Below are 20,885 nucleotides of genomic sequence, written 5' to 3'. Positions count from 1 at the left end.
CGCGAGGAGGCAGGCGGGATGAGGCCGAGCCTGCCGGATCGCATCTATGCCTGGCGCACCGCGCTTGTCGGGTCCCGTTCCTTCCAGAGGCTTGCCGCGCGTCTTCCCGTCGCCTCCCGCATCGCGCGCAAGGACGGCGAGGCCCTGTTCGACCTCGTGGCAGGCTTCGTTCACGCGCAGGTGCTGCGGGCCTTCGTCGCCTTCGACCTGCCCGCGCGCCTTGCCGACCGCCCGAAACATGCCCACGAGCTTGCCCTCGAGACCGGGATCGCGCCCGAGCGGATGCGCGTCCTGTGCCAGGCCGCCGCCTCGCTCGACCTGCTCCAGCGGCGGCGCGACGGGCGCTTCGCGCTGGGACGCCTCGGCGCAGCGGTTCCGGGCGTGCCGGGTCTTTCGCAGATGATCGCGCATCACGACGTGCTCTACCGCGACCTCGGCGACGCGGCCGGTTTCTTCGCGGATGGCTCGGACACGGAGCTTGCGACGTTCTGGCCCTATGTCTTCGGCGCAACCGGGGAAGTCTCGCCGCAGACGGCCCACACCTATTCCGAACTCATGGCCGAAAGTCAGACCCTTGTGGCCGAGGAGGCGCTTCGCGCGATCGACATGGGCGGCGTCGGCACGCTTCTGGATGTCGGGGGCGGCACCGGTGCGTTCCTGACGGCGGCCGGACTGGCGTGGCCCCACCTGAAGCTTCACCTCTTCGATCTTCCCGTCGTCGCGGAGGGTGCTGCGGCGCGGTTCGCGCGGCACGGACTTTCGGACCGCGCGGCGATCACGGGTGGCAGCTTTCGCACCGACGTCCTGCCGGCCGGGGCCGACGCGATCAGCCTCGTTCGCGTGCTCTACGATCATTCGGACGAGACTGTTCAGATGCTTCTGGCCAAGGCGCACGCCGCGCTTCGCGACGGCGGCCGCCTTGTCGTGGCCGAGCCGATGTCGGGCGGCGCCGCACCCTCCCGCGCGGGCGACGCCTATTTCGCGATCTACTGCCTTGCGATGCGGACGGGACGCGTGCGCAGCGCACACGAGATCGGCCAACTGCTGGGCGAAGTGGGATTTTCCGACGTAAAACCCCTGAAGACCTCGCGTCCGTTCATCACGAGTGTCGTGACCGCGCGCAAGCCGTAAAGAATGTCGCACCCGGCTGTCCATTCACATTGACATATCAAAGTGTCAGGTTAAACTGACAGTCACGATGGGGAGGTATCAGGATTCTCCATCCCCATGTTCCGAATGCGATTGACTGGACCACGATCCGTGCACTGCACTTCCGTCATACTCGAAGCACCAAGGATGATCGGGCTGGGCCGGATCGCCCTTCCGGAACCCGGCCCGGGCGATCTCGTGGTCGAGGTCCGGCATTCGGGGATTTCGACCGGCACGGAAAAGCTGTTCTGGTCGGGAGAGATGCCGCCGTTTCCCGGAATGGGCTATCCGCTGGTGCCGGGATACGAGGCCGCAGGCGAGGTCGTCGAAGCCGGCGCCGCCACGAATTTCCGCCCCGGCGATACCGTCTTCGTCCCTGGCGCGAGCTGCTATGGCGAGGTCAGGGGCCTGTTCGGCGCCGCCACGAATCGCCTTGTCACCGCAGCGGACCGTGTCGTGAAGATCGACGCCGCGATGGGCCCCGAGGGCGCGCTTCTGGCGCTAGCCGCGACCGCGCGACATGCCATCGCCGGGCTGAACACCAGTCTTCCCGAGCTTATCGTCGGCCATGGCGTGTTCGGCCGGCTTCTGGCGCGGCTGACGCTCGCCGCCGGGGGCGCCGCGCCGACGGTGTGGGAGATCGATCCCGACCGCGCGACCGGTGCCGAGGGCTACGACGTCGTCCATCCCGACGACGATCCGCGCCGCGACTATCGCTCGATCTACGACGCGTCCGGGGTGTCCAGCCTGCTTGACACCCTTGTCGGCCGCCTCGCGAAGGGCGGGGAGATCGTGCTTGCCGGGTTCTATCCCGAGCCGCTGTCATTCTCCTTTCCGCCCGCCTTCATGCGCGAGGCGCGTTTCCGCATCGCGGCCGAATGGACCCGCGACGATCTGGTGGCGACACGCGACCTGATCGATCACGGGGCGCTCGGCCTCCGCCATCTCATCTCGCACCAGGTTCCCGCAAATGACGCCGCGAACGCATACCGGACTGCGTTCGAAGATCCGGCCTGCCTGAAGATGATCCTGAACTGGGAGAACGCCGCATGAGCCTCGACGAAGTGCCAAATCTGAAGGACTACGATGCCAAGCTCCGCGACGAGGCCAACGAGCCCACGCTGGAGGTGCCGCAGGCCGAACCGACCAAGAAGACGCAGATCATAGCGATCTACGGCAAGGGCGGGATCGGCAAGTCCTTCACGCTGGCGAACCTCAGCCACATGATGGCCGAGCAGGGCAAGCGCGTGCTGCTGATCGGCTGCGATCCGAAATCCGACACGACCTCGCTGCTGTTCGGCGGCAAGGCCTGCCCGACGATCATCGAAACCTCGACGCAGAAGAAGCTTTCGGGCGAAGAGGTCAAGATCGGCGACGTCTGCTTCAAGCGCGGCGGTGTCTTCGCGATGGAGCTTGGCGGGCCGGAAGTCGGCCGGGGCTGCGGCGGACGCGGCATCATCCACGGTTTCGAACTGCTGGAGAAGCTCGGGTTCCACGACTGGGACTTCGACTATGTGCTGCTCGACTTCCTCGGCGACGTGGTCTGTGGCGGCTTCGGCCTGCCGATCGCGCGCGACATGGCGCAGAAGGTGATCCTGGTCGGATCCAACGACCTGCAATCGCTCTATGTGGCCAACAACGTCTGCTCGGCGGTCGAATACTTCCGCAAGCTCGGCGGCAACGTCGGCGTCGCGGGCCTCGTGATCAACAAGGATGACGGCTCGGGCGAGGCGCAGGCCTTTGCCGATGCCGTGGGTATTCCCGTCCTCGCCGCGATCCCGCAGGATGACGACCTGCGCAAGAAATCCGCGAACTACCAGATCGTCGGCACGGCCGAGAGCCGGTGGGGCGCGCTGTTCGCCGAACTTGGGATGAACGTTGCCGAGGCGCCGCCGATGCGGCCGACCGCGCTCAGCCAGGACGAACTGCTGAACCTGTTCGACGGCTCCGACACGGGCGCGGGCGTCGTGCTCCAGCCTGCAACCGACGCCGACATGCGCGGCAAGCACTCGAAACCCAGGAAATCCCTCGAAGTGATCTACGACGAGGCATGAGACGATGACCGAAGAAATCAGATACGACGACGCAGACGCCGCCGAAGTCATCCTGGGAAATTCCCGGGACGACGGCGACGTGGCCTCCGGGATGTCTGCTTCGGGACCCGCTCCTGCGGGGGGCGACGGCACGGGGTGCCACGGCGGAGCGGCCGAGATGGAGAAGGCGGCCCGCATGGCGGGCAAGTCCGACATCCTCGACCAGTTCGCAAAGGACTACCCGCAAGGCCCGCACGACAAGCCGCAGTCGATGTGCCCGGCCTTCGGCAGCCTGCGCGTCGGCCTCCGCATGCGCCGCGTGGCCACGGTTCTGTCGGGATCGGCCTGCTGCGTCTACGGCCTGACCTTCGTCAGCCACTTCTACGGCGCCCGCCGCTCGGTGGGATACGTTCCGTTCAATTCCGAGACCCTGGTGACGGGGAAACTCTTCGAAGACATCCGCGACGCCGTGCACGAGATGGCCGACCCCGAGCGCTACGACGCGATCGTGGTCACCAACCTCTGCGTTCCCACGGCGTCCGGTGTGCCTCTCCGGCTGTTGCCGGATGAGATCAATGGGGTCCGGATCGTCGGCATCGACGTCCCGGGCTTCGGGGTGCCGACACATGCCGAGGCCAAGGATGTCCTCGCCGGGTCGATGCTCAACTATGCCCGACAGGAGGTGGAGGCCGGTCCAGTTCAGGCCCCTGTCTCGGGTGTTTCAGACCGTCCGACAGTCACGCTGTTGGGCGAAATGTTCCCTGCTGATCCCCTCGGGATCGGAGGGATGCTCGCGCCACTCGGTCTGGCGGCAGGTCCGGTCGTTCCCTGCCGTGAGTGGCGCGAGCTTTATTCCGCGCTGGACAGCGAGGTGGTGGCCGCAATCCACCCCTTCTACACCGCCGCGATACGCGAATTCGAAGCCGCGGGCCGGACGATCGTCGGTTCAGCGCCTGTCGGCCACGACGGCACCGCCGCATGGCTCGCCGCGATCGGGGAGGCCTACGGCGTCGCCCCCGAAAAGGTCGCCGCCGCCCAGAACGCGTTCCTGCCCGCGATCCGCCAGGCGCTTGCCGCCGCGCCGATCAAGGGCACGATCACGCTCTCGGGTTACGAGGGGTCCGAACTTCTGGTTGCCCGCCTCCTGATCGAGAGCGGCGCCGAGATCCCCTATGTCGGCACTGCCTGTCCGAAGACGAAATGGTCCGCCCCCGACATCGAGTGGCTCGAGGCGCGCGGCGTGAAGATCCGGTTCCGCGCCAGCCTCGAGGATGATTGCGCCGCGATGGAGGCGATCCGTCCCGATCTCGCCATCGGCACGACCCCGGTCGTGCAGAAAGGCAAGGCGATGGGCATTCCGAGCCTCTATTTCACCAACCTCATCTCGGCCCGTCCGCTGATGGGCCCGATGGGCGCGGGAAGCCTGCAGCAGGTCGTCAACGCCGCGATGGCCAACCGCGATCGCATGGCGCACATGAAGGCCTTCTTCGAGGGCGTGGGTGTGGGCGACACCGCCGGCATCTGGGAAGGCGCGCCGAACCTGCGGCCCGATTTCCGCGCCGCCCACCAGAAGAAGCTCGACAAGCAGGCCCGCGCCGCAAAAGCGCAGGAGATGATCTGATGGGCGGCTGCGCGCATATCCCCCCGCCGTCCGGCCCCATGGCCTCTCTGCGTATTTGCGGAAAGATGAAGGGGAAGCGGTCATGCTGATCCAGGATCACGACCGCGCCGGCGGCTACTGGGGATCGGTCTACGCCTTCACCGCGGTGAAGGGCCTTCAGGTCATCATCGACGGTCCCGTGGGCTGCGAGAACCTTCCGGTGACGTCCGTCCTCCACTACACCGACGGCCTCCCGCCGCACGAGCTGCCGATCGTCGTCACCGGCCTCGCCGAGGAAGAGCTCGGGCGCGACGGCACCGAGGGTGCGATGAGACGCGCCTGGGAAGTGCTGGATCCCGCGCTGCCCAGCGTCGTCGTCACCGGCTCGATCGCCGAGATGATCGGCGGTGGCGTGACGCCCATGGGCACCAACATCCAGCGGTTCCTTCCGCGCACCATCGACGAGGACCAGTGGGAGAGCGCGGACCGCGCGATGACCTGGATCTTCACCGAGTTCGGAATGACCAAGGGCCGGATGCCACCCGAGAAGAAGCGCGAGGAGGGTGCGGCGCCCCGCGTCAACATCCTCGGGCCGATGTACGGCACGTTCAACATGCCGTCCGACCTTGCGGAGATCCGCAGACTGGTCGAGGGCATCGGCTGCGAGGTCAACATGGTGATGCCGCTGGGCAGCCACCTGGCCGAGATGCGCAACCTCGTGAACGCGGACGTCAACGTCTGCATGTACCGCGAGTTCGGCCGCGGCCTGTGCGAGGTTCTGGGCAAGCCCTACCTGCAGGCGCCGGTCGGCGTGGAAAGCACGACGCGGTTCCTGCGGATGCTGGGCGAGCTGACCGGCCTCGATCCCGAGCCTTTCATCGAGCGCGAGAAGCATTCGACGATCAAGCCGGTCTGGGATCTCTGGCGCTCGGTGACGCAGGACTTCTTCGCCACGGCGAGCTTCGGCATCGTCGCGAACGAGACTTACGCGCGCGGCGTGCGGAACTTCCTGGAGACCGACCTCGGGCTGCCCTGCGCCTTCGCCGTCGCCCGCGTGGCCGGCAAGAAGACCGACAACGAGCAGGTCCGCGCGATGATCTCGCAGAAACGTCCCCTGATCCTGATGGGGTCGATCAACGAGAAGATGTACCTCGCCGAGATGAGCGCGGGACATGGGCCGAGGCCGGCCTTCATCCCCGCGAGCTTTCCCGGCGCCGCGATCCGGCGCGCCACCGGCACGCCCTTCATGGGCTATGCCGGCGCCACCTACATGCTGCAGGAAGTGTGCAACGGCCTGTTCGACGCCCTGTTCCACATCCTTCCGCTGGGCGCGGATATGGACAGCGCCGCGGCGACGCCCGCCAATTTGCGCCGCGACTTCCCCTGGGACCCGGACGCGCAGGCGCTTCTGGACAGGATCGTTGCCGAGCACCCGATACTCACCCGCATTTCGGCCGCCAGGACGCTTCGTGACGCCGCCGAGAAGGCCGCGCTCGAGAGCGGGGCGGAGCGGGTCGTCAAGGATACCGTCAGGCGGTTGGCGCCGGCGGGTTTCGATTTCACCGAGGGAGAGGAATAATGACGGACTTCACCTCTGACAGCCCCGTCACCCGGCACAAGCCGCCGCGGACGGAGTTCATGATCTACTTCGCGATCATCTTCGCCGCGACGCTTCCGCTTGCGTTCCTGACCTGGGCGCTGGCCGCGATCCGCTCGGGCAGCATGACCGATCGAGGGCCGATCAAGCGCGCCTGGAGCCAGGCGCGGATCATCACGCCGATGATCTTCGCGGCCTGAGAAGAGACCAAGCCCGACCTGCCGCAAGACAGCCGCTTCAGACCCGGCTGGCAGGACGGGACCCACGCATACCTCGGCGTGACGACCGGAGCCGATACTGAATTCATCCGCGGCGGAGCGATCCGTCACGGGTGGAATGCCGGCAGGGCAATGAGGCCTTGTCGGGGCCCGGCCGCGGGGAACGCGGCATCAGTCTAACGTTCCGGAGGAAAGTTAATGGCTGACAATGCTGACCTGTCCTTCACAGGTCTGACCGACGAGCAGGCGCAAGAGCTGCACGCGGTGTATATGAGCGGGCTCTGGCTGTTTTCGGCCGTCGCCCTTGTGGCTCATCTCGCCACGTACATCTGGGCGCCCTGGTTCTGAGAAGGGAATAAGACATGGCTAAGTTCTACAAGATCTGGCTCATCTTCGACCCCCGCCGCGTGTTCGTGGCGCAGGGCGTGTTCCTGTTCCTTCTCGCGGCGATGATCCACCTGGTGGTTCTGTCGTCCGGCCTGAACTGGTTCGAGTCCGCCGCCGCGACGGCTGGCTTCGGCGGCTGACGCCCCGAAGCCGCACGTCACGTGACGGCATCACATTCGCTGCGGGCGGGGCCACCGTCTCGCCCGCAGCCATCGCACGAACAAACTGACGGCTGACCGCAAGAGGACACGCCGCCATACGCGGAGACAGACGCATGGCTTTGCTTAGCTTCGAAAAAAAGTACCGCGTCCGCGGAGGGACGCTGATCGGCGGCGATCTGTTCGACTTCTGGGTCGGCCCATTCTACGTGGGCTTCTTCGGGGTCACGACAGCCTTCTTTGCGCTGCTGGGAACAATCCTGATCTTCTGGGGTGCTGCCATGCAGGGCACGTTCAACCCCTGGACGATAAACATCGCGCCGCCCGACCTCAGTTACGGTCTGGGCTTCGCACCGCTTCTCGAGGGCGGGCTCTGGCAGATCGTCACCTTCTGCGCGGTCGGGGCCTTCGTGTCCTGGGCTCTGCGCGAGGTCGAGATCTGCCGCAAGCTGGGCATCGGCTACCATGTGCCATTCGCCTTCGCCTTCGCGATCCTCGCCTACGTGACGCTGGTGGTGTTCCGCCCGCTTCTGATGGGCGCGTGGGGGCACGGCTTCCCGTACGGGATCTTCAGTCACCTCGACTGGGTCTCGAACGTCGGCTACGCCTACCTGCACTTCCACTACAACCCGGCGCACATGATCGCGGTGACGTTCTTCTTCACCACGACGCTGGCGCTTGCGCTGCACGGCGGCCTGATCCTGTCCGCGGCCAACCCCGAAAAGGGGGAGGAGACGAAGACGCCGGATCACGAGGACACGTTCTTCCGTGACTTCATCGGCTACTCCATCGGCACGCTCGGCATTCACCGGCTCGGGCTTCTGCTGGCGCTGAACGCAGGGTTCTGGAGTGCGGTCTGCATCATCATTTCCGGCCCCGTCTGGACGTCCGGATGGCCCGAATGGTGGAACTGGTGGCTTCAGCTGCCGATCTGGCCCGAGCCCGCCCTGCTGTACGACAGCACCGGCCTCGAGACCTACGGCGCCATGCAGCCCGCTATCGTGGGAGGTAACTGAACCATGGCTTACTTCGAATATCAGAACATCTTCACCCAGGTTCAGGTTCAAGGCGAACCCGAGATGGGGATGGAGCTCCAGGAGAACATCCTGGGAGGGGAGCGGACCAAGGGCGCGAGCTTCTCCAAGCTCGCCGGCTGGCTCGGCAACGCGCAGCTCGGTCCGATCTACCTGGGCTGGGCCGGGCTCATCAGCCTTGCGACCGGAACGCTCTGGTTCAACATCGTCGGTTTCAACATGCTGTCGCAGGTCGGCTGGTCGATCCCGGAATTCATCCGTCAGCTGTTCTGGCTGGCGCTCGAGCCTCCGGGGCCGGAATACGGCCTGAGCTTTCCGCCGCTGAACGATGGCGGATGGTACATCATCTCCAGCTTCTTCCTGCTCGTGTCCGTGATGATGTGGTGGGTGCGCAGTTACCTGCTGGCGGCCCAGCACAAGATGGGCAAGCACATCGCCTGGGCATTCCTCGCGGCGATCTGGCTTTTCCTGGTTCTCGGCCTGTTCCGGCCGATCCTCATGGGAAGCTGGTCCGAGGCGGTGCCCTACGGGATCTTCCCGCACCTCGACTGGACCACGGCCTTCTCGATCCGCTACGGGAACCTCTACTACAACCCGTTCCACGCGCTCTCGATCGTGTTCCTCTACGGCTCCGTGCTTCTCTTCGCGATGCACGGCGGCACGATCCTCGCGGTCTCCCGCTTCGGCGGCGACCGGGAGCTCGAGCAGATCTACGATCGCGGCACGGCCACGGAACGCGCCGCCCTGTTCTGGCGCTGGACGATGGGTTTCAACGCCACGATGGAGGGGATTCACCGCTGGGCATGGTGGTTCGCGGTGCTGACGCCCATCACCGGCGGGATCGGCATCCTGCTTACCGGGACCGTGGTGGACAACTGGTTCATCTGGGCCCAGGAACACAACTTCGCCCCCGAATATCTCGGCGCATACGGCTATGAGGCCTACGGCTCCTATTCGGACTTCGGCGGCATCGCGGCGGGAGGTCAGTGAGCCATGTTTCCCAAGTGGTTTGACAACTGGAACCGGGACAACCCGACCAACGTGTTCGGTCCCGCAATCGGGGTGGGCATCGCGGGATCGGCGATCTTCGTGGCAGCGATGATCGTCGCCTGGGGGCAGCCCTTCGCGACCGACAGCATGCAGACGGGGCCTCGCGGCACCGGGATGCATGTGCAGGAGTTCGTCTCCGATCTGGAAGCGGGCGATCCGACGGTCTCGGGTTTCGTGACCTCCGAGCCGGTGGTTCCCGCCGCGGGCTCGGCAATGGCCGCCGACACGATGGAAGACGTCCCGCCGTCGCTGGCCAACGTCACCGAGGAGAACTACGACCGTCTCCTCACGGCGATGCGGGCGTGGACCGGTATCCCCGACCTTCTCGAGCCCGGCAACGAGAGCTACCAGACGCAGGTGGCCTACTCGATGATCGAGATGACCCAGAACATAAACCAGAACTGGGCGGCGCACGTTCAGGCCAACGCGGAGGTCGGCGTCACCTGCTACACCTGCCACCGCGGACAGCCGGTGCCGAACAACGTCTGGTTCAACACCCGCGGCATGGACGAGGACGGGTGGATCGGGATCAACGAGAACGTCCGTGGCTGGCCGGCCGTCCAGAACCGGGTCACGATGGTCTCGAACTACACGTCCCTTCCGTCGGACTATCTGCAGCACTACCTGCTCGTGAACGATGAGGGCGGCTACAATCCGATCGCCGTGCACGATCTGGCCAGCCGGGTGGAGAACCTTCCGGGAGATCCGCTGATCCAGCAGACCGAGCGCACCTACGCCTTCATGAACTACTTCGCGAACTCGCTCGGCGTGAACTGCGTGTTCTGCCACAACAGCCGGGCGTTCTACGACCCCAGCCAGGTCACGCCCCAATGGGCGACGGCCAGCCTCGGGATCATCATGGTTCAGGAGCAGCTGGAGCAATACATCCTGCCGCTTCAGGACGTGCTTCCGGCCGAGCGTCTGGGGCCGATCTACGCGGACGTGCCCAAGCTCGCCTGCCGGACCTGCCACCAGGGCTATCAGCAGCCGCTCAATGGCCTGAACGTGATCCGCAACTGGCCCGAGCTTGCCGTCCTCGACGGTGAGCCGGACTACGCCGCGTTCGAATGAGGCGATGCGGGTGACGCGCCATGTCGATATCGGTCCCGGGCGGGTTCGCCCGCCCGGGATCGTCCACGACCCCTACGTCCCTTCGTAGGTCGACTGGAGCCGCGGCCGGGTGTCAGACCCCGTCCGCGGTTTTTCTTTCCCGAATACGGTTTGGGAGGACCGACCGATGAACGACCGACCGCATACCCCCATCCTCGACCGCGTCCGCTACCCGTCCGACCTGCGGCGGCTGACGGACGCCGAGCTTGCACGATGCGCGGACGAGCTGCGCGCCGAGACGATCGACGCCGTCTCCGTCACCGGGGGGCACCTCGGGTCATCGCTCGGAGTGGTCGAGCTGACGGTCGCGATCCACGCGGTCTTCAACACGCCCTACGACAAGCTCGTGTGGGACGTCGGCCACCAGTGCTACCCCCACAAGATCGTCACTGGCCGCCGCGACCGGATCAGAACGCTGCGCCAGAAGGACGGCCTGTCGGGATTCACCAAGCGCGCCGAAAGCGACTACGATCCGTTCGGCGCCGCGCATTCCTCGACCTCGATCTCGGCCGCGCTGGGCTTCACGATGGCGCGCGAGCTGGGCGAGGCGACGGGCGACGCGATCGCCGTCATCGGCGACGGCTCGATCAGCGCTGGCATGGCCTACGAGGCGCTGAACAACGCGGGCGATCTCGGCCGGCGGCTCTTCGTGATCCTCAATGACAACGACATGAGCATCGCGCCCCCCGTCGGAGCCATGTCGCGCTACCTCGCGGGCCTCGGCAAGGGCACGCCGCTGCACACGCTGAAGGACATCGCCGACGGCGTCGCCGCGCACCTGCCGCAACCGCTGCGCCAGGGCGCCGAGCGGGCGCGGGAGCTTGTGACCGGCCATCCGAAGTCCGCGACGCTTTTCGAGCACCTGGGCTTCACCTATGTCGGACCCGTCGACGGGCACGACATGACGCAGCTTCTGGAGGTCCTGCGCGCCGCGAAGGCGCAGGCGACTGGGCCGGTCCTGATCCATGCCGTCACGGTCAAGGGCAAGGGATACGCCCCCGCAGAAGGCGCAGACGACTGCTATCACGGCGTCGCGAAATTCGACGTGAGGACCGGGGAGCAGAAGAAGTCGCTCACGAACGCGCCAAGCTACACCAGCGTCTTCGGAAAGACCCTGACACGCCTTGCAGAGACGGATTCGCGCATCGTGGGCGTCACGGCCGCCATGCCCGGAGGGACTGGCCTGAACGTCCTTCAGAAGGCCATGCCCGGCCGCGTCTTCGATGTCGGCATCGCCGAACAGCACGCCGTCACCTTCTGCGGCGGCCTCGCGGCGGGGGGGCTGAAGCCTTTCTGCGCGATCTATTCCAGCTTTCTGCAGCGCGGGTTCGACCAGATCGTCCACGACGTGGCGCTTCAGAACCTGCCGGTCCGGTTCATGATCGACCGTGCGGGCCTTGTCGGGGCTGACGGGCCCACGCACGCGGGCGCCTTCGACATCGGATATCTCGCGATGCTGCCGAACATGACGGTCATGGCCTGCGCCGACGAGGCCGAGCTGGTGCACATGATGGCCACCTGCGCCGCGCATGACGACGGACCCATCGCGTTGAGGTATCCCCGCGGCGAGGGCGTCGGGATCGAAATGCCCGAACGGGGCGATGTCCTGAAGATCGGCAAGGGCCGCGTCCTGCAGGAAGGGGGCGACGTCGCGATCCTTTCGTTCGGCGCGCATCTGGCGGAAGCCCGCGAGGCGGTGCGCGAACTGGAGGCGAAGGGCCTTTCGGTCACGCTGGCCGACGCGCGCTTCGCGAAACCGCTCGATACCGACCTGATCGACGACCTGATGCGCGGCCATCGCTCGCTGGTCACGGTGGAGCAAGGCGCGATGCTGGGTTTCGGCGGCCTTGTTCTGCATCACCTCGCCGCGACCGGTCAGCTCGACGGGCGCTGCGCGGTGCGCACGATGCACCTGCCCGACCGGTTCATCGACCAGGCAAGCCCCGCCGACATGTATTCCGAGGCCGGGCTGACGGCTGCTGACATCGCGGCGACCGCGCTTCAGGCGATCGGGATCGCGTCACTCTCCGAGAGGGTGCGAGCCTGAGGATGCCGCGCGACGAGAAACGGCGCCCACCGGTCGCCGCTTTCCGTGACGGGGTTTCAGGGTCCGCGGTCAGGCGGCGATGCCGCCGAAGATCGACTGCGCATGATCCCGAAGATATATCTGCAGCCACGGGGTGAAGCCCTGCGGCCGCCGCGCCACTTCCTCCGACAGCGATGCAAGCGGTTGCCAGATCGTATCCATCACTTCCGACGGATCCGGCCTCGGTTCGATGCCGGGCGCGATCTCGCCCACGAAGATGTCCACGACCTCGTGTTCGATAAGCCCGCCGCCCACGTCGGCGCGGTATTCGACCGTGTCGCGGTAGTCGAGGGCGACATCCGCCAGCCCCAGTTCCTCGGACAGCCGCCGCGTCGCACAGTCGAGGGATGCCTCCCCCCAGTGGGGATGCGTGCAGCAGGCGTTCGCCCACAGTCCGGGCGTGTGATACTTGCCCATCGCCCGCCGCTGCAGAAGCACCTCGCCGCCCCGCATCAGAAAGACCGACACGGCCTTGTGGCGGAGGCCGCGCACATGCGCCTCCAGCTTCTCGACCGGCCGAAGCTCTCCCTCGACCCAGGTGGGGATGTCGATGCTCATGTCCGTGTCGCCGCGACCAGTCCAGTCAGGTGGGCAAGGTTCTTCACCCCGATCTTCAGGTGGGCGAGGGGGCGCGCCTTGACCAGTTCCTTGTTCATGTAGGCCTCGAAGGTCAGTCTTTGAACGTCCACGTCGTGACAGAGGCTCACGAAACGCTCGCGCCGCTCGTCGCACTTGTAGTAGGCGTCCTGCATCGCGCCAAGGATCTTGAAGACGGACTTGTGCTCCCGCATGAAGAGTTTGCGCGCAAGCTTCAGGTCCTTGACCTTGCCGCTCTGAAGCTTGGCGGCGGCGGCCGTTGCGGCCACGCGGCCCCCGACCATGGCGTAGTAGATGCCCTCGCCCGAGGAGGGCGCGACCACGCCGGCGGCGTCGCCCGCAAGAACCACGTCACGCCCGTTGTCCCATTCCTCCAGCGGCTTGAGCGGGATGGGCGCGCCTTCGCGGCGGATCGTGGCGCAATCTGCAAGGCCCGACGCCTCGCGCAGGTCGGCGGTCGCCTTCTTCAGGTCCACCTCGCGCACGAAGCTGCCCATGCCGACGCTGGCGGATTTTCCGTGCGGAAACACCCAGCCGTAGAAATCCGGGCTGATGCGCCCGTCATAGATGACGTCGCAGCGATCCGGGTGATAGTCGCCGCGGGGACCGGGGCTTTCGATGATCTCGTGGTAGGCGATGACATAGGGGATCTTGTCGCCGCCCTTCACCTCGGTGCGCGCCACGTTCGACCTTGCGCCGTCGGCGCCGATCACGATCCGTGCGGTCAGCGCGCGTTCCTCGCCGCTTTCCTTGTCGCGGAAATGCACATGCGTCCCGTCCGCGTCCCGCGTGATCCGGGTATAGGTGCCGGTGAACCGTTCGGCGCCGGCCTCGGCGGCGCGGGTGCGCAGGAACTCGTCGAAATGCTCGCGGTCCACCATTCCCACGAAGCCGTTCTCGATCGGGATGTCGACGCGCCGCCCAGTGGGAGAGATCATGCGCGCCGTGGTGATCTTCGCGACGATCTGATCCTCGGGGATGTGGAAGTCGCGGATCAGCCGCGGCGGGATCGCGCCGCCGCAGGGCTTGATCCGTCCGGCCCGGTCCAGAAGGGCGACGGAATGGCCGGACCGTGCGAGATCCTCGGCGGCGGTGGCGCCGGACGGCCCGCCCCCCACGACGACGGCATCGTAGATCATGGTCATTCTCCCGGAACTGCGGCGCCCGCGGGCGACATGGGCGGTCGGCGGTCCATGATGCGGACGGCCATGAAGGCCGAGGCGACATAGAGGATCGCCTCGAGGATGAAGACTGTGCCGAATGCGCCGGGGTCGGACATGACGGCCCGCATCGCATCGGCCAGACCTGCGCCCACAAGGCCGCCGAACCCGGCGGCGATGGCCTGCGCCGCGCCCCACAGCCCCATGCGCGTGCCTTCGCGGGCCTGGCGGCCCTCGCCGGCCAGCGCCATCATGCTGCCGATGGCCGCGACCGCGAACATCCCGTTGAAGAAGCCCATCAGCACCACCGCCGGCACCAGCGGCGCCTCGGGGCCGATCTGGCCGAGGCTGGTGATCAGGACGAGCGCCGCCGCAGATCCGGCGCAGCCCGCGACGACCCATTGCCGCAGCGTGCCGATGCGCAACGCGGTTCCCGCGATGCCCACGACGACCATCCCGAGGAACACGCCGCCGTTCTGCGCCCCCGACAGGGAGGTCGATTGGCCCGGCGTGAAGCCGAAGACGAGGCCCGCATAGGGCTCGAGGATGAGTTCCTGCATGAAGTAGGCGGTCATGCTGAGGAACACGAACAGCGTGAAAAGCCGGGCGCGGGGTTCGGCCCAGACCTCGCGAAGGCCCTCGAGGAAGGGCGCGCCCTCGGTTTCCGGGCGGGCGACGACGCGCCGCTCGATGCCGCGGACCGCGACGCAGGTGACGGCGAAGGCCAGCGCGGTGACGACGCCCACGACCTCCATCAGGCGAAGCGGTGTGTAAGGGTCGAGGAACTGGCCCGAGACGCCGGCCGTCACCGCGATGCCGAAGATCATCATCAGCCAGGTGATCGTCGCGGCCGCCGGTCTGCGCAGCGGTGCCGTCGCCGTCGCCAGAAGCGCCAGAAGCGAGGTTCCCGAAGCGCCAACGCCCACGCCGATCGCCGCATAGGCGAGGATCGAGACGGCAAGCCCGGCCCCGAACCGCGTCTCCATCACGACGACGCCCCATGATGCCGACAGCCCGCCAAGCGCCAGAACCGCCATGCCGCCGACGATCCAGCGCGTTCTGTGCCCGCCCGTGTCGGACCTGTAGCCCCATTGCGGCCGCGTCAGCTGGATGCCGTAATGCAGCGCCACGAGAAAGCCGGGCAGGATGGCCGGTAGCGCAAGCTCCACCACCATCAGCCGGTTCAGCGTCGAGGTCATCAGGACGACGATCGCGCCCAGCGCCATCTGAACGAAGCCGAGGCGGACGATCTGAAGCCAGGAAAGCGTCACGGCCACACCTCCAGCGAGCGGACGGCGAAGGCCGTGACCATCATGCCCGAAACGTAGAGCGTGACACCCACGCCGTTGTACCACGGCGCCTTGGCCTTCGGGTCTCGCAGGAGAACCTTCATCGCGTAAAGCTGCGCGATGAGGGACACCGCGATGGCCAGCCCGTGCCAAGGCCGGTCCCAGACCGCGTAGAGCAGGGCGAAGACGGCGAGTTGCGGGATGGCCATGACGACGCAGGCAAGCCGCGCCGCGCGCTCGGGCCCGAGCGTGACGGGAAGCGAGTTCACGCCCGTCTGGCGATCACCTTCCAGCGCCTTGAAATCGTTGAGTGTCATGATGCCGTGCGCGCCGATGCCGTAAAGGACCGCGACGATGATCACGGGCCACGAGGGCGCCCCTGCCGCAAGCACGGCGGCGCCCGTGAACCACGGCAGGCTTTCGTAGCTGAGCCCGACGAGCCCCGGACCCCAGAGGCCCGAACGCTTCAGCCGCACGGGCTCCGCCGAGTAGGCCCAGGCGGCCGCGATGGCCACCAGCGTCGCGCCGAAGCCCCAGGGCCCCAGCGCAAGGCCCATGACCGCGGCAAGTGCCGACATCGCCAGTGCGATCCAGAGGCCCCAGCGTCCCGGAATGCGCCCCGAGGGGATCGGCCGGTCGGGCTCGTTGATCGCGTCGACGTGACGGTCGCACCAATCGTTGGCCGCCTGGCTCATCCCGCAGACGATGGGGCCTGCGAGGACGATGCCGAGCATCAGGGTGAGCCAGTGACCCGAAGGCGCCACGCCGGCCGAGACCGCACCGCACAGATACGCCCACATCGGCGGAAACCAAGTGATCGGCTTCAGCAGCGCAAGCACGGCCCGGGGTTCGGGGACATGTCTTGCCGTGGATGTGGCGAGGTCGGTCGCAGCGCTCATGAGTGTCAGGATAAGTTGACACTACATGACTCGGCAAGTGTAAAATCTGGTTTACGGATGCAAAAAATCCCTGACCGGCCACGGCCCCGTGCGGCTTCAGTCGCTGCTGTCCATCCGGTTCAGAAGGCCGTACTTGCGCAGCTTGACGTAAAGCGACTGGCGCGAAAGACCGAGCATCTCGGCGGCGGCGACCCGGTTGTTGTTCGTCAGCTCCACCGCCGTCTCGATGCACATCTTCTCGACGACATCCGTGGTCGCCGAAACGATGTCCTTGAGCGGCGCCGAGCCGACAAGGTCCATCACGTTGCGCATGGCATCGTCGGAAATCGGCGCGGGACCCGCAGGGACGGGCATCACCGGCTCGCGGATCACCTCCAGCCGGGAAGTGTCGCGCAGCACGAAGGCGAAGCCACCGGCGCCGGTGCCGTTGATGCGCGTGGCCGACATCTCGACAGTCAGCTGCGAGCCGAATGCCCCCTCGAGGCGGGTCGAGTAAAGCCGCATCTTGCCCTGGCGCGACGCGTTGTCGATCAGGACCTTCAGATCGACGCTTCCGCGCGAGAGGAAGTCCGCGAATGACTTGCCCTTCACGTCGGAAAGCTGTCCCGCGTCGGTCAGGTTCAGGAAGGCTTCGTTCGCGGACCGGATCAGGCCGTGGGCATCCGTGAACACCATCGCGTCCGGCCCGTCGCGGTAGAGCGCGCTCAGCATCCGCGACAGGTCTGCGGCCACCGTTTCCGCCGTCTCGGCGGCTTCGACGCGGCAAAGCAGGATCCTGTCGCCTGCGGCGCGGAAGACCGTTGGGTGGATGACGACATCCTTCCGCGACCGCCGCGCCCTCACCGAGACCTGATCGGACGCCTCGTCGTTCGCGGCGAAGACGAGACCCTCGATGAATTCGCCCCGGCGGCGTCCGTCGAATTCCTGTGTGAAGGCGCTGCCGGTCAGCGTGTCGGCCTCGGTCTCGAGAAGTTCCGCGGCCGTGCTGTTGAGATCGAGGATGCGGCCGGACGACACGTCGACCAGGATCAGCGCATCCCGCGCCGTCTCCATGATCACCCGGTAGCGCGTCTCGAAGTCGCGATGCGTCTCGTAGTCCTTCTCGAGCGCAAGCTGCGCCTTCACAAGCCTGTGCTGGAGTTCGGCGATCGGGCGCAGGTCACGGCCGAGCATCAGGATGATGTCGGGTTTCCCGGTCTTGTGGATCGTGTAGCGGATCGGGAATTCCCAATTCGCGTTGTCGAAATGGTTGACCTCGACGACGTCCACTTTGGCCTTCCTGCCATGGCGGTAGGCGTCGAGCTGCGCCTCCAGCTTCGGCAGGCTGTCCTCGGCCATGAAGTCGCGGATGTTGCGGCCCTTCCAATGATCGAGCCGCCCGAGCGAAGGGTTGAGGGGGTTGGTGACGACCGACTGGACCATGCCGTCCGTGTCCAGCACGATCGCGAGGTCGGCCGCGGTCGTGACGATCTCGTTGAATTGCTCCGGACCGATGGGCGGGGCCGACGGCTGATCCCAGAAGTCTGTTCCGCGCGTGTTCATGACCAATTCTTCCCTGCCGGAGCGCCTCCGCCCCTCCGGCGACAATCAAGGCGCGACATGCGCCAAAGCCCTTTCGTAGCCGCCCAATCCGCAAAGTCCGATGGCCGTCTCCACGTCGTTCGTCACATGGTCGACGCCAGTGAGGGCTTTCAGTTTCGTCTCGCTTTCCAAGATGCTCCCACCCAGCACGATCGGCGTGACCCGCGTGGCCGAAGCCCGGATCGTGTCTACCAATTCCCTTGCCGATGCAAGCTTCCTGCGGCCTGCAACCGAAATTCCGACCATCGAATAGCGTTTCTTGCGCACCGCCTCGGCCAATTGTCCGGGCGACCGGTCGAGCGCGACGTCGACATGAAGTCCCAGCCTGCGGAACTGATCTGCCGCCACGAACGACCCGAGCGTGTGTTCTTCGAACCTCGGCACGACCAGGAGCAGGCGCGGCCGCGCAGACCCGTCGCCGCGGCCCTCCGCAGGGCCCGCGCCATCCTTAAGCCGCAGGGCGCGGACCGCCTCCTGCAGGCGCGCGGACCCGATGGTGACGTCCGCAAAGCTGATCTCGTCCTCCGCCCAGCCCCGCCCGAGGCAGCGGGCCACCTCCGGCACGATGCGGTCAACGATGTCCTCGACGGCGAAACGGTCGCTCCTGAGGCGGCGCAGGATCTCGTGCCGGATCTCGTCGCGCTCCGACAGGAACGCGTCGCACAGGATGCGCATCCGCCCGCCCATGCCGCCCACGCCCGCCGTCTCCAAGCGCGATGCATCGCGGCCAGGAAGCATCGCGGCGGCGGCGATGGCGGCATGAGCCACGACGTCGCCGCTGGCCGCCGCCCGGGTGGCCTCTCTTCCGCCGTTAAGGTCGATGTTCATGCTGGGTCACCGCGTTTTGCCCACGTCTCGCGTCGTTGTGCCGAAAAGCGCAGGATCGTGTGCAATGCGTTTGGACCCAGTCTCGGCCATTCATATCCTGCTGTCAAAGGAAATTGACACACCCCGTCCCAGACCCCAAGTAGCAGCGTTCTCCAGCTTCAGAATTGGTCAGACTGCCCTTGATTTCAAGAGTTTCCGAGAAGATTCGCGTTTATCGCATGGCCGAGATATCCTGCGCCAATAGTGTAAGTTTTGATTGACACTCTGCCGTTTACGGACCAGATTTCTAACACGGACCGGAGGAATCGAACCGTTCATGGCGAGCGACATCCTGACAGAACCGCCGTCAAGGCAGCTTTACACCCCGGAAGAGCGCGCTCGCCGGGACGGAACCGTCTGGACCACGGTCCAGGGCGTTCTCGCGCCGTTGCAGTTCGTCGTGTTCCTCGTGTCGGCCGCTCTTGTGCTGCGCTTCATGGCGACGGGATACGGCTATGATGCAGCCACCGTCTCGATCATCGCGAAGACCGTCATCCTCCTGACGATCATGGTGACGGGCGCGATCTGGGAAAAGGTCGTCTTCGGCCAGTATCTCTTCGCACCGGCCTTCTTCTGGGAAGACGTGTTCAGCTTCGCCGTGATCGCGCTTCACCTCACCTATGTCTGGTCGCTGCTGGCGGGCTGGCCGCACGACCAGCAGATGTGGATCGCGCTTGCCGCCTACGGCGCCTACGTCGTCAACGCGGCGCAGTTCCTGTGGAAGCTGCGCATGGCCCGCCTCGACGCCGAGGGCCGGCCGTGAACCATCCCGCGAACATCAAGCCCGCCACCTGCCGCGACGCGCCCATCCTGAAGGAGCGTGGCCAGCGCGAGGTCTTCTGCGGCCTCACCGGCATCATCTGGCTGCACCGCAAGATGCAGGACGCCTTCTTCCTCGTCGTGGGCTCGCGCACCTGCGCGCATCTCCTGCAATCGGCCGCCGGCGTCATGATCTTCGCCGAGCCGCGCTTCGGAACGGCGATCCTGGAGGAAAGCGATCTCGCCGGCATGGCCGACGCCCATGACGAGCTCGATCGCGAAGTGGGCAGGCTGCTCGCGCGCCGCCCCGACATACGTCAGCTCTTCCTCGTCGGCTCCTGCCCCTCGGAGGTCATAAAGCTCGACCTCGCCCGCGCCGCCGAGCGGCTGACGCAAGCGCACGCGCCCCACGTGCGGGTGCTGAACTATTCCGGCTCGGGCATCGAGACCACGTTCACGCAAGGCGAGGACGCCTGCCTTGCCTCGATGGTCCCCGTACTTCGGCCCACCGAGGAGCGCGAGCTCGTCCTCGTCGGCGCGCTTCCCGACGTGGTCGAGGACCAGGCCGTGTCGCTTCTGTCGAAGATGGGCATCGGTCCGATCCGGGTGCTGCCCGCGCCCCGAACCGCCGAGGCGCCCTGCGTGGGTCCCAACACCGTGTTCGCCTGCCTCCAGCCCTTCCTCGGTGACACCGCTGCCGCTCTCGAACGGCGCGGCGCGCGCATGATCGCGGCGCCGTTCCCCTTCGGCGAAGAGGGCACCACCCACTGGCTCCGCGCCATCGCCGACGAATTCGGCGTCGACGACGAGACGTTCGAAGCGGTCACCGCAGCGCCGCGCGCCCGCGCGCGGACCGCCATCGCCAACGCCTCCGAGGCGCTGAGGGGCAAGACGATCTTCTTCATGCCCGACAGCCAGCTCGAGATCCCGCTGGCCAGGTTCCTCGTTCGCGAATGCGGCATGGAGGCGATCGAGATCGGCCAGCCCTACATCCACAAGGGGCTCGTCGGCGCCGACCTCGACCTCATCCCCGCGGGCCCGACCATTTCCGAGGGTCAGGACGTGGACCTGCAACTCGACCGCGTGCGCGCTGCGCGGCCCGACCTCACCGTCTGCGGCCTGGGCCTCGCCAATCCCCTCGAAGCCGAGGGCCTGACCACCAAGTGGGCGATCGAGCTGGTCTTCACGCCGGTGCATTTCTACGAGCAGGCAGGCGATCTCGCCGGCCTCTTCAGCCGCCCGGTGCGCCGCCGCGAGCTTCTGAAGCTGGAGGCGGCGGAATGACCTGCGTCCTTTATCTTTCCGAAAATA

The 20,885-nt window shown here is 66.5% G+C and carries 20 protein-coding genes; 14 read left to right on the top strand and 6 right to left on the bottom strand.

All coding sequences use genetic code 11. The features are described 5' to 3' along the window. The first annotated feature begins 18 nt into the window (after window positions 1-18). The 12 genes from P6F26_RS00680 (at window position 19) to dxs (ending at window position 12,383) form a co-directional block, all read left to right on the top strand. Window positions 19-1,131 carry a methyltransferase gene (locus P6F26_RS00680; RefSeq protein ID WP_278026703.1) on the top strand — a complete coding sequence of 371 codons (1,113 nt, stop codon included), beginning with the start codon at window positions 19-21 and terminating at the stop codon, window positions 1,129-1,131. A gap of 129 nt (window positions 1,132-1,260) precedes the next feature. Beyond that, on the top strand, window positions 1,261-2,202 hold the full coding sequence (gene bchC / locus P6F26_RS00675; RefSeq protein WP_278026702.1) for a chlorophyll synthesis pathway protein BchC: 942 nt from the start codon (window positions 1,261-1,263) through the stop codon (window positions 2,200-2,202). Then, on the top strand, window positions 2,199-3,203 hold the full coding sequence (locus P6F26_RS00670) for a chlorophyllide a reductase iron protein subunit X (protein WP_278026701.1): 1,005 nt from the start codon (window positions 2,199-2,201) through the stop codon (window positions 3,201-3,203). Before bchC ends, P6F26_RS00670 begins: the two co-directional genes overlap by 4 nt. A 4-nt stretch (window positions 3,204-3,207) precedes the next feature. Next, on the top strand, window positions 3,208-4,803 hold the full coding sequence (bchY, locus tag P6F26_RS00665; protein WP_278026700.1) for a chlorophyllide a reductase subunit Y: 1,596 nt from the start codon (window positions 3,208-3,210) through the stop codon (window positions 4,801-4,803). 82 nt (window positions 4,804-4,885) lie between these two features. Further along, window positions 4,886-6,361, top strand: a complete 1,476-nt coding sequence (gene bchZ, locus P6F26_RS00660; RefSeq protein ID WP_278026699.1) for a chlorophyllide a reductase subunit Z — start codon at window positions 4,886-4,888, stop codon at window positions 6,359-6,361. Further along, window positions 6,361-6,579, top strand: a complete 219-nt coding sequence (gene pufQ, locus P6F26_RS00655; protein WP_278026698.1) for a cytochrome PufQ — start codon at window positions 6,361-6,363, stop codon at window positions 6,577-6,579. The genes bchZ and pufQ overlap by 1 nt, the downstream gene beginning before the upstream one ends. A gap of 216 nt (window positions 6,580-6,795) precedes the next feature. Beyond that, complete coding sequence (gene pufB / locus P6F26_RS00650; RefSeq protein ID WP_278026697.1) at window positions 6,796-6,945, top strand: light-harvesting antenna LH1, beta subunit; 150 nt, start codon at window positions 6,796-6,798, stop codon at window positions 6,943-6,945. Window positions 6,946-6,959: 14 nt separating this feature from the next. Beyond that, a complete protein-coding gene (gene pufA / locus P6F26_RS00645; protein ID WP_109666569.1) occupies window positions 6,960-7,124 on the top strand; it encodes a light-harvesting antenna LH1, alpha subunit in 165 nt (54 codons plus the stop codon). 134 nt (window positions 7,125-7,258) lie between these two features. Then, a complete protein-coding gene (pufL, locus tag P6F26_RS00640; RefSeq protein ID WP_278026696.1) occupies window positions 7,259-8,158 on the top strand; it encodes a photosynthetic reaction center subunit L in 900 nt (299 codons plus the stop codon). Window positions 8,159-8,161: 3 nt separating this feature from the next. Further along, complete coding sequence (gene pufM, locus P6F26_RS00635; RefSeq protein ID WP_278026695.1) at window positions 8,162-9,166, top strand: photosynthetic reaction center subunit M; 1,005 nt, start codon at window positions 8,162-8,164, stop codon at window positions 9,164-9,166. Between the two features lie 3 nt (window positions 9,167-9,169). After that, the gene (pufC, locus tag P6F26_RS00630; RefSeq protein ID WP_278026694.1) at window positions 9,170-10,297 is read left to right on the top strand and encodes a photosynthetic reaction center cytochrome PufC; all 1,128 of its coding nucleotides are present in this window, start codon (window positions 9,170-9,172) and stop codon (window positions 10,295-10,297) included. 166 nt (window positions 10,298-10,463) lie between these two features. Next, a complete protein-coding gene (dxs, locus tag P6F26_RS00625) occupies window positions 10,464-12,383 on the top strand; it encodes a 1-deoxy-D-xylulose-5-phosphate synthase (RefSeq protein ID WP_278026693.1) in 1,920 nt (639 codons plus the stop codon). 69 nt (window positions 12,384-12,452) lie between these two features. On the opposite strand, the gene P6F26_RS00620 is transcribed toward dxs, so the two are convergent. The 6 genes from P6F26_RS00620 to P6F26_RS00595 form a co-directional block, all read right to left on the bottom strand. Beyond that, entirely contained in the window at window positions 12,453-12,980 is a 528-nt protein-coding gene (locus P6F26_RS00620; protein ID WP_278026692.1) for an isopentenyl-diphosphate Delta-isomerase, read from the bottom strand. Next, on the bottom strand, window positions 12,977-14,158 hold the full coding sequence (locus P6F26_RS00615) for a geranylgeranyl diphosphate reductase (RefSeq protein ID WP_278026691.1): 1,182 nt from the start codon (window positions 14,156-14,158) through the stop codon (window positions 12,977-12,979). Before P6F26_RS00615 ends, P6F26_RS00620 begins: the two co-directional genes overlap by 4 nt. A 2-nt stretch (window positions 14,159-14,160) precedes the next feature. After that, complete coding sequence (locus P6F26_RS00610; protein WP_278026690.1) at window positions 14,161-15,450, bottom strand: BCD family MFS transporter; 1,290 nt, start codon at window positions 15,448-15,450, stop codon at window positions 14,161-14,163. Then, window positions 15,447-16,367 (bottom strand): chlorophyll synthase ChlG, encoded by a 921-nt coding sequence (gene chlG, locus P6F26_RS00605; protein ID WP_278026689.1) that lies wholly within the window; start codon window positions 16,365-16,367, stop codon window positions 15,447-15,449. Before chlG ends, P6F26_RS00610 begins: the two co-directional genes overlap by 4 nt. 96 nt (window positions 16,368-16,463) lie before the next feature. After that, on the bottom strand, window positions 16,464-17,909 hold the full coding sequence (gene ppsR / locus P6F26_RS00600; RefSeq protein ID WP_278026688.1) for a transcriptional regulator PpsR: 1,446 nt from the start codon (window positions 17,907-17,909) through the stop codon (window positions 16,464-16,466). 45 nt (window positions 17,910-17,954) lie between these two features. After that, window positions 17,955-18,776 (bottom strand): cobalamin B12-binding domain-containing protein, encoded by an 822-nt coding sequence (locus P6F26_RS00595; RefSeq protein ID WP_278026687.1) that lies wholly within the window; start codon window positions 18,774-18,776, stop codon window positions 17,955-17,957. A gap of 316 nt (window positions 18,777-19,092) precedes the next feature. Here P6F26_RS00595 and bchF point away from each other — a divergent pair, with 316 nt between their 5' ends. Together bchF and P6F26_RS00585 are read left to right on the top strand one after the other, a co-directional pair. Further along, window positions 19,093-19,578, top strand: coding sequence for a 2-vinyl bacteriochlorophyllide hydratase (gene bchF, locus P6F26_RS00590; protein ID WP_278026686.1), 486 nt, complete (start codon window positions 19,093-19,095; stop codon window positions 19,576-19,578). Further along, window positions 19,575-20,858 (top strand): ferredoxin:protochlorophyllide reductase (ATP-dependent) subunit N, encoded by a 1,284-nt coding sequence (locus tag P6F26_RS00585; RefSeq protein WP_278026685.1) that lies wholly within the window; start codon window positions 19,575-19,577, stop codon window positions 20,856-20,858. The genes bchF and P6F26_RS00585 overlap by 4 nt, the downstream gene beginning before the upstream one ends. Window positions 20,859-20,885 lie beyond the last annotated feature (27 nt).

Origin of the sequence: Roseicyclus salinarum, assembly GCF_029624655.1 — a bacterium.
Classification (GTDB): domain Bacteria; phylum Pseudomonadota; class Alphaproteobacteria; order Rhodobacterales; family Rhodobacteraceae; genus Roseibacterium; species Roseibacterium salinarum.
Note: the sequence above shows the minus strand (reverse complement) of the source record. Positions and strands in the feature narration are given on the sequence as shown.